General features: G+C 70.3%; 10 protein-coding genes. 4 read left to right on the top strand and 6 right to left on the bottom strand.

What is annotated here, in order from left to right:
• Positions 1–103: 103 nt before the first annotated feature.
• From C882_RS25785 to C882_RS05845, 6 genes are all read right to left on the bottom strand, one after another.
• Positions 104–391 (bottom strand): HGGxSTG domain-containing protein, encoded by a 288-nt coding sequence (locus tag C882_RS25785; protein WP_083875710.1) that lies wholly within the window; start codon positions 389–391, stop codon positions 104–106.
• The gene (locus tag C882_RS05825) at positions 378–950 is read right to left on the bottom strand and encodes a hypothetical protein (RefSeq protein ID WP_009539639.1); all 573 of its coding nucleotides are present in this window, start codon (positions 948–950) and stop codon (positions 378–380) included. Before C882_RS05825 ends, C882_RS25785 begins: the two co-directional genes overlap by 14 nt.
• Before the next feature lie 142 nt (positions 951–1,092).
• Entirely contained in the window at positions 1,093–1,782 is a 690-nt protein-coding gene (locus tag C882_RS05830) for a DsbA family protein (RefSeq protein WP_009539640.1), read from the bottom strand.
• A gap of 150 nt (positions 1,783–1,932) precedes the next feature.
• Complete coding sequence (locus C882_RS05835; protein ID WP_009539641.1) at positions 1,933–2,181, bottom strand: hypothetical protein; 249 nt, start codon at positions 2,179–2,181, stop codon at positions 1,933–1,935.
• Positions 2,182–2,290: 109 nt separating this feature from the next.
• The gene (locus tag C882_RS05840; RefSeq protein ID WP_009539642.1) at positions 2,291–2,791 is read right to left on the bottom strand and encodes a hypothetical protein; all 501 of its coding nucleotides are present in this window, start codon (positions 2,789–2,791) and stop codon (positions 2,291–2,293) included.
• Entirely contained in the window at positions 2,788–4,671 is a 1,884-nt protein-coding gene (locus tag C882_RS05845; RefSeq protein ID WP_009539643.1) for a glycoside hydrolase family 15 protein, read from the bottom strand. Before C882_RS05845 ends, C882_RS05840 begins: the two co-directional genes overlap by 4 nt.
• A gap of 129 nt (positions 4,672–4,800) precedes the next feature.
• Here C882_RS05845 and C882_RS05850 point away from each other — a divergent pair, with 129 nt between their 5' ends.
• From C882_RS05850 to C882_RS05865, 4 genes are all read left to right on the top strand, one after another.
• Entirely contained in the window at positions 4,801–6,048 is a 1,248-nt protein-coding gene (locus C882_RS05850; RefSeq protein WP_009539644.1) for a cation:proton antiporter domain-containing protein, read from the top strand.
• A gap of 77 nt (positions 6,049–6,125) precedes the next feature.
• Positions 6,126–7,244: an enolase C-terminal domain-like protein gene (locus tag C882_RS05855; protein WP_009539645.1), complete on the top strand. Its 1,119-nt coding sequence runs from the start codon at positions 6,126–6,128 to the stop codon at positions 7,242–7,244.
• Positions 7,245–7,267: 23 nt separating this feature from the next.
• Positions 7,268–10,285 (top strand): FAD-binding and (Fe-S)-binding domain-containing protein, encoded by a 3,018-nt coding sequence (locus C882_RS05860; RefSeq protein ID WP_009539646.1) that lies wholly within the window; start codon positions 7,268–7,270, stop codon positions 10,283–10,285.
• A gap of 84 nt (positions 10,286–10,369) precedes the next feature.
• Positions 10,370–11,029: a cytochrome c3 family protein gene (locus C882_RS05865; RefSeq protein WP_009539647.1), complete on the top strand. Its 660-nt coding sequence runs from the start codon at positions 10,370–10,372 to the stop codon at positions 11,027–11,029.

Here is an 11,029-nt window from a genome sequence, read left to right on the forward strand (position 1 = left end):
CCCACCGTGCGGCGCCGCGCGACGCGGGCGCGCGCGGCGTTGTGGCAGTGCGGCCCAACATATCAGCCAACAGGGCCGGGGTCGCTCATCACGGGACACTCCCCTACCTCACGGTTCCGTTAAAAGCTCGCATTTCGCGGATCAAAGAGCGCACAAGCCTCCGCTCTTCCTTGGCGGCGGCGGAATAGCGCCCATGCTTCCGGGCGTTCTGGTTCCCCAAAGGCGCCCCGCTTCCGGGCGCCCCGCCGTGCATCCGGCACCGGCGGCGGCCTGTGACGGCCGGCGCGCGACACGCCCCACCGGATCGGGTCTTAGCACCGCACCGGGGCGCGGCTTGCGCCTCGTCGAGTGCGGCAAGCGCGGGCGCGCGGGGTCGTTCATTGCTTTTCATTTTCGCCCCCTCCCTGCCCCCGGCTCACGCTGCCAGCCACAGCGACATTTCCGCCGGCGACCTGGACGTGTTGGTGAATGACGGTCACGCGCTGCTCGCCGCCCGACCGGAGCTTGCGCAGCGTTTCCATGTGGTCGTCAAAGGACCGCATGAGGCGGGCCGCCGCGTTGGCCGCGCGCTGCGCTTCCTGCATCGCCGTCACCTCGCCCTTGCCAAATGAGCCCAGCGTCGGCGTACCCGCGTCCAACCACTTGTTCGCCGTCGCGGTCATGCGCATGGCAAGCTGATGGGCGCTCGCGGCTTGATGGGCGAGCATCTTTTCCAGGCTGTTGCCGGCGCCGATGGTCTCCGCCGTGTCGGCCGCAAGCGTCATGCAACGGGCATCACCTGCCATGTCTAGACGTTGCAGGCTTGCCTCCGCCGTCACCGCGTCGGGGCACTCCACGGTTTCCACGATGCCCGGCAGGTCGCGGGCAACGTCCCCGGTCGGGACTATCTCGCCCCCCATACCAACCTGCGGCGCGTCCAGCGCCAGCAGTTCAGCGGCGCGGGCCTCCATGTCGTCCGCCTCGGCATTGCTGAAGTGGGCGCCACGGTTTCATGAACCCACGCTCGGGCGGCTGGGATGCCAAGGCGGCTGCCGACTGGACCCGGCGCCTTGGCCGGTGGGTCGGCCGCGACGGCGGTCTCTCGGACCTGCCCTAAAGCCGGTCCTCGCCCTTGCGCACGCCCTCCACCAGCGTCTCCAGCGCCGCGCGGTCGGGGCCGCCGGGCAGGAAGTAGCTGCCCACCAGGAACACGGGCGTGCCGCGCAGGCCCATTTGTGCCGCTTCGCTCGCCACGCCCTGGAGCTGCGCCACGACCGCGTCGGCGCGCTCGGCCAGCGCCGCGTCGGCCCGCGCCAGGTCGAGCCCCGCCTCCGCCGCCGCCGCGCGGGCCCGCTCGGACGTCAGGCGGCCGGGCAGCGTCATGAGGGCGTGGTGGACGGCATCGTAGACCTCCGCCCCCTGCCATCGGGCGGCCAGGGCCAGCTTCGCCGCCGCCACCGAGGCATCGCCGAAAATCGGCCAGTGCTTGTGGATGACGCGGATGTTGCCGTCCCCGTCCACCAGGTCCCGCACGTCGGGATGCACGCGGCGGCAGACCGGGCACTGGTAGTCGAAATATTCCACCAGCGTCACGTCGCCCTGCGGGTTGCCGGTGACCACGCCCGTCCCCGATTCCGCAACCGCGCGCGGGGTCAGGACCTGCTTGTCGCGTTCGTCGACGATCACGCCGGCGGCGCGGGCGGGTTCGGTGCCCAGCGTCCAGGCCCAGCCCAGCGGCAGGACGACGGCCGCAAGCAGAAGGCAGGCGGCGGCAAGGGCGGCACGGCGGGCGCGGGGCGTCATGGGACCTCCATCAGGATCTGCGAACACATACCCTAACGGCCCGCAGCGCCGGGACGAACCATCAACGGCCGCCCGGCGGGATCACGTCCGCGTGAGCCCTGCCCCGAAAGATCAAGGGCCCTTCCGGGGAAGGGCCCTTGTGTCGGCCGGTCAGGCCGCGGTGCCGGCGTGAAGCCTGCCGCCTGCGGCAGGGCGAAGCGGCGGCGGCGCCGGCGGCGCGGTGCCCAGATGGGCCCGCACCACGCTCAGCGCCTCCTGGGGGCTGGAATGGCGGGTGCCGGTCAGCAGGTCGGCCTCCGGATCGGTCGCGGTGAAGATCACGTCGTCGCCGTCGGGCACCAGGACACCGACAGGACGGCCGTCGATCTCGAGGACACAACGATCCAGCAGAGCGGTCATGCGGTCTTTCTCCAGAAAGTTGAGCCTTCGTTTGAAATATGGTGCGGTGCGGCACGAAAGCAAGAGGCCGCATCATCCGCCACGGGGCGCATCCGGGGCCGGCGGGCACTCAGCCGCCGCCCGGCAGGGGCAGGAAGGCGCCCAGGATGGCGCCGTAGACGATCATCCCGGCCAGCGTGCTCAGCGGCGTGCCCCACCCGTAGTTAAGCCCCAGGAAGCCTGGAGGTTCCAACCGTCGTGAAACAGTCGGACCGTCGTCCTCGCTGGCCATGCGCGGATGCACCCGCGGCAGCAGCGGCAGGAAGGCGACCAGCAGGAACACCCCGTGAAGCCCGCCCAGCGCCGCGCCCAGCCACCACGACGTGCGCTCCAGGCTGACGAACACGCCATAATACAGCAGCGCAAACCCCCAGCCGCCGGCCACGAACAGGATGAATCCCAGGAAATAGGCGGCATGGCGCTCCGCCGTCCAGAACGTGCCGAACAGGAACGGGATGGACAGCCGCGACCACCCCAGCCCCTGCGCCGCCTCCATGATGGTGGTCATGGCCGCGGTGGCGATCAGGCCCCACAGCAGGACCTCGACGGTCAGCGGCAGGCCGGTGGTCATGCGGTTTCCTCCTCTTCCCGCTTCTCGTGTTCGTGCTCGCCGGCCTTCTCCCGCTCGGCGCGGGCCAGTTCCATGGCGGCGGTGATCAGCCCGATGTGGGTGAAGGCCTGGGGAAAGTTGCCCAGCTGCCGGCCGGTCTTGGGGTCGATCTCCTCGGCCATCAGCCCGACGTCGTTGGTCGCGCCCAGCAGGTGGTCGAACAGCCGTTCGGCCGCGTTGACCTCGCCGCGCAGGGCCAGCAGGTCGGCGCGCCAGAAGCTGCACATGGCAAACGCCCCCTCCTCCGACGAATCATGGTCGACGCCGGTCCTGTAGCGGCGCAGGAAGCCGTTCTCGGCAAGCTGATCGCCGATGTAGCGCAGCGTGCCGGTGATGCGGGGATGGTTGGGATCCTGGTAGCCCAGCCGCCCCATGAGCAGCAGCGAGGCGTCGGCGATATCGCTGTCGTAGACGCCGACGTAGGACTGCACCTCCTCGTTCCAGCCGTGCTCCTCGATGTCGGCGCGAATGGCGTCGCGCTCGCGGCGGTAGGGGCCGACGTCCAGGTCCAGGCCGTCCTCCTCGCACAGGCGCACCAGGCAGTCGAGCCCCACCCAGCACATGACCTTGGAATAGGTGTAGTGCTTGCGCCCGCCGCGCATTTCCCAGATGCCGTTGTCGGGCTCGCGCCAGCGCTTGCGGATGACCTCGGCGAAATCCAGGATCAGCGACCATTCCTGCTTCGCCAGTTCGCCCCCGCCTTGCAGGAAGTCGGCGACGGCCAGGATGACGCCGCCGTAGATGTCGAGCTGCAACTGATCGCGCGCCCCGTTACCGATGCGCACCGGGGCCGAGCCCCGGAAGCCCGACAGATGGTCGAGCGTCTTCTCCGCCGGCACCTTGCGGCCGTAGATGTCGTACATGGGCAAGAGGTTCGGCCGGGTCAGGCGGGTCGAGTGCAGCAGCCAGGCGATGAACGACCGGGCCTCGCCGTCGTATCCCATCTTGATGAGCGCCCGCAGGGTCAGCGTCGCATCGCGCGGCCAGCAGTAGCGGTAGTCCCAGTTGCGCCTGCCCCCGATGGTCTCGGGCAGGGAACAGGTGGGCGCGCCGATCAGCGCCCCGGACGGCGCGTAGGTCATCAGCTTGAGCGTCAGCATGCTGCGCTTGACCAGCGTTTCGTGCGGACCGTCGTAGCGGCAACGCACCGACCACTCGCGCCACCACCGGGCCGTCTGCGCGATGCGCTTCTCCGCCGCCCGGCCGAGCGACGTGACCACGCCGATCTCGTTGGCGTAGGTGAAGGAGAACCAGTGCACCTGCCCGGCCTCCAGCGTGAAACGGCCGGTCAGGCGGTCGCGGCTGTCCGACGGCTCCAGCGCCACGTCGCTGAGCAGGTTGTAGAGGTGCCCGCCGTGCCGGAAGGCCCAGCCAAGGCCGCCGCGCTTCTTCAGCCGCGCCGCCACCCGTCCGTAGGCCGGTCGCGGCTGGTAGAGGACCTCCATCTCCACCCGGCCCTCCAGTCCCTCGGCCTTGCGCAGAAGCTCGCGCGTCGGCTCCAGTTGCAGGCGGCGCTGGGGGTCGGGCATGAGCGGCATGCAGTCGGTCAGCCGCATGCAGCCGCCGCCGGCGGTGTGGAAGGTGGTGGTCAGGATGTTGGTGCCGGGCATGTAGTCCCGCTCCACCCGCTCCACCGCGACCGGCCGCACGAAGAACACGCCGCCGGCCTCGCGGTCGAGCATGGCGCCGAAGACCGAGGGGCTGGAGATCGCCGGCAGGCACATCCACTCCACGCCGCCGCGCCTGTCGACCAGGGCGGCGGTCCGGCAGTCGCCGATGATGGCGTAGTCGTCGATGTTCGGCCAGTCGCCGGCGGCGGGCTCGGGCTCGGGCTCGGGCATGGATCGGTCCTTGTATGGCGGTCCTGCGCTACTCACGCGCGGCGGCGGCGCAGTGATGCACGATCCCTGATGACGAGCGGCCCGTTACGCTGCCGGTGCCGTTCTCCCACTGCGCAGGACATGCCCGCCATGACCGAGTTCAACATCCTGGTCTTCGCCGCCGCCGCCGTCGTCCTGCTGCTGGGGCTGTCGTCGGGCGTTGCCAAGGCGTGGCTGCCGGTGTCCGAGCCCATGATCGCCATCGCCGCCGGCATTCTCATCGGCCCGCTGGGCATGGACTGGCTGCGGCTGGAGGCCCTGGGCGACCCGCACGCGATCACCGAGCAGGTCGCCCGCATGACCATCACCGTCGCCGTGGTGACCGCGGCCGTTCGCCTGCCGCCGGGCTTCTTCACCAGCCGCAAGGTGATCGGCCCGGCCATTGCGCTGGGGCCGGGAATGCTGGCGATGTGGGGCGTGTCCAGCCTGCTCGCCTGGGGGTTCCTTGAGGTGGATGCCTGGACGGCGGTGCTGATCGGCGCCGTCGTCACGCCCACCGACCCGGTGCTGGCGGGCGCCATCGTCAGCGGCCGGCTGGCCGAAAGCACCCTGCCCAAGGGGCTGCGCAGCCTGATCTCGGGCGAGTCCGGGGCCAACGACGGGCTGGGCTATCCCTTCGTGTGGCTGCCGCTGCTCATGGTCCACCACCCGACGCGCGAGGCCCTGTCGAAATGGCTGCTGGAGACCTGGCTTTGGGAGGTTCTGGCCGCCGCCGCCGTGGGTCTGGCCGCCGGTTGGCTGGCGAGCCTGCTGCTGCGCGGGGCGCGCAAGGCGGGGCTGACCGGCGAAACCTCCATGGTCACCATCACGCTGGCGCTGGCCTTCACCTCCGTCGCGGCGGTGAAGCTGATGGGCTCCGACGGCATCCTCGCCGCCTTCTGCGCCGGAGCGACCTTCCGCGTCGTCACCCATGACCGCACCGACGAGGAAAACGAGCAGTTCCAGGAAGCCGCCAAACGCTTTTTCGAACTGCCGGTCTTCGTGCTGTTCGGCATGATCCTGCCGGTGGAGGCCTGGGCGGCGAACCCCTACGCCTTCACCGGGCTGGCCGTCGCCGTGCTGCTGCTGCGCCGTCCGCCGGCCTTCCTGGCGCTCACCCGGGTGATGCCGCAGACAAAGGACACCGCCGACCGCGCCTTCGTCAGCTGGTTCGGCCCCGTCGGCATTGCCGCGTTGTTCTATGCGCTTCTGTCGCTGCGGCACGGCGCGGCGGAGATCGTCTGGCACGCCGCCAGCGCGGTCATTCTGGCTTCGGCGGTCGTCCACGGCATCACCTCCACGCCCGCGACGCGCCGCTTCCGCAAGGGGCAGGAAGAGGCGGGGCGCGGCTCCTCCTGACGGCGGGACCGGGCAACGGGTGTTCCACAAGCACCGTTCACCGCTGAAAGACCCCAGCCGCGAACGGGAGGCCGCCCATGCCCCAATCCCCCGGCGCGCCGCGCGTGGAGGCGGAGATCACCGCCCTGCAGGCCGCCGCCTACAAATTCCCGACCCAGGACCAGCCGGAAAGCGACGGCACCATGGAGTGGTCCGCCACCACCATGGTGACCGTGCACCTGGAGGCCGGCGGCGTGGTCGGCTTCGGCTACACCTACACCGACGCCTCCGCCGCCCGGCTGATCGCCGACACGCTGGCCGGGACGGTGAAGGGACACAGCGTGCTCGACCCGCAGGCGGTGTGGACGGCGGTGCGGGCGCGGATGCGGAACCTTGGCCAGCCGGGGCTCGGCGCCTGCGCGCTGTCGGCCATCGACGCCGCCGTGTGGGACGCCAAGGCGAAGGTCCTGGACGTTTCGCTGTCGACGCTTCTGGGCCAGGCCCGCCCCGCCATCCGGGCCTACGGCTCGGGCGGGTTCACCTCTTTTGACGAGGACGCCTTGCGCGGCCAGCTTGCGGGCTGGGTGGAGGACGGGCTGCGCGCGGTCAAGCTGAAGGTCGGCCGCCGCCCGCAGGAGGACCTTGCGCGCGTCCACGCCGCCCGCGAGGCCGTCGGCCCCGACGTCGAGTTGATGACCGACGCCAACGGCGCCTATTCCCGCAAGGAGGCCCTGGCGCTCGCCCAGGCCTTCGCCGCCGAGGGGGTGACGTGGCTGGAGGAGCCCGTGTCGTCGGACGCCATCGCGTCGCTGGCCTGGCTGCGCGACCACGGGCCCGCCGGCCTGGACATCACCGCCGGCGAATACGCCTGGAGCCCCATCGACCTGCGGCGCCTGCTGGAGGCCCGCGCCGTCGACGTGCTGCAGGCCGACGCCACCCGCTGCGGCGGCGTGACCGGGTTCCTCATGGCCGATGCGCTGTGCGAGGCCTATGACATGCCGCTGTCCGCCCACTGCGCGCCCAGCCTGCACGCCGCGCTGTGCTGTGCGGCGGGCCGGGCGGTGAACCTGGAGTACTTCCACGACCATGTGCGGCTTGAGACGGCGCTGCTGGACGGCGCCCTGACCGCCCGCGACGGCGTTGTGGCGCCCGATCCTTCGCGTCCCGGCCTGGGGCTGGCGCTCAAGGACGCCGACGCCGCCCGCTACGCCGTCTGAGCCGACCGCCAGAGGAGACGCCCGTGTCCCAGTTCTCGCCCCCCAACGTGTCCCACGAGCCCGGCGCCGACCCGGTGCCGGAAGGCCGCCACGCGCGCGGCGGCGCCACCGAGGTGGACGTCGATGCGCTGAAGCGCGACCTGGAGGCCGAGGTGGACGGCGAGGTGCGCTTCACCAACGGCGACCGGGCGCTTTATGCCACCGATGCCTCCAACTACCGCCAGGTGCCCATCGGCGTGGTGGTGCCGAGAACGGTGGACGCCATCGCCACCGCCGTCACCGTCTGCGCCCGGCACGGCGCCCCCATCGTCCACCGGGGCGGCGGCACGGCGCTGGCCGGGCAGACCTGCAACACGGCCGTGGTCATCGATGCCTCCAAGTACTGCAACCGCATCGTCGACATCGACTGGGACGCGGAAACCGCCATCGTCGAGCCCGGCATCGTGCTGGACGAGTTGCAGCAGGTGGTGAACCCGAAGAACCTGCGCTTCGGTCCTGATCCGTCGACGCACTCGCGCTGCACGCTGGGCGGCATGATCGGCAACAACTCTTGCGGGGTGCACTCGCTGGCCTACGGGCGCACGGTGGACAACGTCAAGGCGCTGGAGATCATGACCTACGACGGGCTGCGCATGACCGTCGGCGAAACCAGCGCCGAGGAGTTCGACCGCATCCAGGCCGAGGGCGGGCGCAAGGCCGACATCTACCGCCAGCTCAAGGACATCGCCGACGCCAACGCCGAGCGCATCCGCCACGTCTATCCCGGCATCCCGCGGCGTGTCTCGGGCTTCAACCTCAACGAGCTGCTGCCCGAGAACAGTTTCAACGTCGCCCGCGCGCTGGTGGGCACGGAAAGCACCTGTGTCACCGTCCTGCGCGCCCACCTGAACCTGCGGTTCGAGCCGCCCCACCGGGTGGTGCTGGCGGCAGGCTTCAAGGACATCTTCCAGGCCGCCGACCTGGTGCCCGGCATCACGCGGTTCGAGCCGCTGGGCTGCGAGGGCATCGACCAGCGCCTGACCGAGTTCATGCGCCTGAAGTGCCTGCACGTCGAGGACCTTGAGCTATTGCCCGACGGCTGCGCGTGGCTGCTCATCCCCTGCGGCGCCGCGGACAAGGACGAGGCGCGCGAGAAGGCGGACGCCATTCACGACTGGCTCAAGGGCCAGGACGCCTTCACCGACGGCAAGGTGATAGAGGACCGCGGCGAACAGGGCCGCCTGTGGAAGGTGCGCGAGGCGGGCCTGGGCGCCACCGCCTTCGTGCCCGGCGCCGCGCGGGACACCTGGCCGGGGTGGGAGGACAGCGCGGTCCCGCCCGAGGACCTGGGGAATTACCTGCGCGACCTGTTCAAGCTGTTCGACAAGTACGGCTACTACGCCAGCGTCTACGGCCACTTCGGCGAGGGACTGATCCATACGCGCATCGACTTCGGCCTGCACGACGCCGAGGATGCGGCGACGTTCCGCCGGTTCATGGAAGACGCGGCGCACATGGTCGTCCGCCACAACGGCTCGCTGTCGGGCGAACACGGCGACGGCCAGGCGCGCGGCGAGCTTCTGCCCATCATGTACGGGCAGGACCTGGTCGATGCCTTCCGCGCCTTCAAGCACGCCTGGGACCCGCGCGGCAAGATGAACCCCGGCAAGGTGATCGACGCCCGTCCGCTGGACATGGACCTGCGCCTGGGCCCGCGCTTCCATCCGCCGCCGGAAGAGAAGATCGACGCGCAGTTCACCTATCCGCACTCCGACCATTCCTTCCTGCGCGAGACCATGCGCTGTGTCGGCGTCGGCAAGTGTCGCAACCTGCACGACGGCACCATGTGCCCGTCCTATCGGGCAACGCGGGAGGAAAAGCATTCCACCCGCGGCCGCGCCCACATGCTGCAGGAAATGCTCCAGGGCGATCCGCTGACCCACGGCTGGCAGGAGGACGCGGTCTGGGAGTCGCTGGACCTGTGCCTTGCCTGCAAGGCCTGCAAGAGCGAATGCCCCGTGGACGTGGACATGGCCACCTATAAGGCAGAATTCGCCTACCACTACTTCAAGAAGAACCGCCGCCCGCGCGCCGCGTGGTCCATGGGCCGCATCCAGGACTGGGCGAAGCTGGCCGCGCCCGCGCCCTGGCTCGCCAACGCCCTGTCCCAGACGCCGGGGCTGAACGCGGCGGCCAAATGGATCGCCGGGGTGCATCAGGCGCGCGCGCTGCCGCGCTTCCAGAAGACCTTCCGCGCCCGATTCAACGGCAACGGCAGCCGGCCGTCGGACACGAAGCGCCAGCGCGTTGTGCTGTTCGCCGACACCTTCAACGACCATTTCACGCCCGAGGCCCTGGTCGCCGCCGCCGAGGTGCTGGAGGATGCGGGCTTCGCCGTGGAACTGCCCAAGCGCAAGGTGTGCTGCGGCCGGCCGCTCTATGACTTCGGCTTCCTGGACCAGGCGCGGAAGACGCTCAACGACGTCATGGATTCCGTGGACGAGGCCGTGCGCGACGGCGCCTACGTGGTCGGCCTGGAACCGGCCTGCATGGCGACCTTCAAGGACGAATTGGGCAACCTGTTCGAGGGCGACCCCCGCGCCGAACGTCTGGCTAAGGCCACGTGGCTGCTGCCCGACTTCCTGGCGCGGGTTGCCGATGCCGACGGGTGGAACCCGCCGCGCCTGTCGGGCAAGGCCCTGGTGCATCCGCACTGCAACCACCGCGCCATTTTCGGCACGGGCGGAGAGAAGCAGGCGCTGTCGGCCACGGGGCTTGAGGTAGAGGTGCTGGACAGCGGCTGCTGCGGCATGGCCGGGTCGTTCGGCTTCGAGCACGACAAGTACGACGTTTCCCAGGCCATCCTCAACGACAAGCTGATGCCCATGATCCGCGGGGCCGGCGCCGACCGCGATGGCGATGGCGCACCGCGCCTGGTGGTGGACGGCTACTCCTGCCGGGAACAGCTGCGCCAGGCGACCGGGCGGCTTTATCCCACGGTGGCAGAAGTCCTGCGCGACGGGCTGCACCAGGGCCGCAGCAACGGCAACCCGCCTTCCTGAAGGGGCGTTCCCCCGCAGTAGCGGAAGACGCCGCCCTCCGGCGGCGGGCTCCGTCGTCCGCCCGTCATGACAGCCGGTGAGAGAATGGCGCAGGTCTTCAAACCGTCGGCCGACATCATCCTGCGCGCGGTGATCCTGATCATCGTGATCGCGGTGATCGTCACCGTCGTGTCGGGCTGGCTGTACTGGCATTCGGGCTGGCTGACCGACGTGGCCGAGGCGCCGGAACAGCCGGTGCCCTTTAGCCACCGCCACCACGCGGGCGACCTGAACATCGACTGCCGCTACTGCCACTACACCGGCGAGGAAACGGCCAAGGCCGGCCTGCCGACCTCGGAGACCTGCATGACCTGCCACTCGCAGCTGTGGACGGAGGCCGAGGCCCTGCGCCCCGTGCGCCAGGCCTATACCGAGGGCCGGCCGCTGTGGTGGCAGCGCGTGGTCGACAGCCCCGACTTCGTCTACTTCAACCATGCCGCTCACCTGGACGTCGGCGTCGGCTGCACCACCTGCCACGGCCCGGTGCAGGAGATGGCGCTGACCTATGAAAGCCACGCCTACACCATGGGCTGGTGCCTGGACTGCCACCGCGATCCCGCACCCAACCTGCGGCCGGAGGGCGCCGTCACCGCCTTCGACTGGCGGCCGCGCACCGGCCTGTCCGAGACCGAGCGCCAGGCGCTGCTGGAGGCCCGCGACGTCCACCCCGAACGCCTCACCGACTGCTACACGTGCCACAGGTGA

Source organism: Caenispirillum salinarum AK4, assembly GCF_000315795.1.
Classification (GTDB): domain Bacteria; phylum Pseudomonadota; class Alphaproteobacteria; order Rhodospirillales; family Rhodospirillaceae; genus Caenispirillum; species Caenispirillum salinarum.

Bases quoted from the DNA above. Each gene is read 5' to 3' on its own strand.
- C882_RS25785 (WP_083875710.1), bottom strand. From the start codon at position 391: ATGAAAAGCAATGAACGACCCCGCGCGCCCGCGCTTGCCGCACTCGAC.
- C882_RS05850 (WP_009539644.1), top strand. From the start codon at position 4,801: ATGACCGAGTTCAACATCCTGGTCTTCGCCGCCGCCGCCGTCGTCCTG.
- C882_RS05830 (WP_009539640.1), bottom strand. From the start codon at position 1,782: ATGACGCCCCGCGCCCGCCGTGCCGCCCTTGCCGCCGCCTGCCTTCTG.
- C882_RS05845 (WP_009539643.1), bottom strand. From the start codon at position 4,671: ATGCCCGAGCCCGAGCCCGAGCCCGCCGCCGGCGACTGGCCGAACATC.
- C882_RS05855 (WP_009539645.1), top strand. From the start codon at position 6,126: ATGCCCCAATCCCCCGGCGCGCCGCGCGTGGAGGCGGAGATCACCGCC.
- C882_RS05865 (WP_009539647.1), top strand. From the start codon at position 10,370: ATGGCGCAGGTCTTCAAACCGTCGGCCGACATCATCCTGCGCGCGGTG.
- C882_RS05835 (WP_009539641.1), bottom strand. From the start codon at position 2,181: ATGACCGCTCTGCTGGATCGTTGTGTCCTCGAGATCGACGGCCGTCCT.
- C882_RS05825 (WP_009539639.1), bottom strand. From the start codon at position 950: ATGGAGGCCCGCGCCGCTGAACTGCTGGCGCTGGACGCGCCGCAGGTT.
- C882_RS05840 (WP_009539642.1), bottom strand. From the start codon at position 2,791: ATGACCACCGGCCTGCCGCTGACCGTCGAGGTCCTGCTGTGGGGCCTG.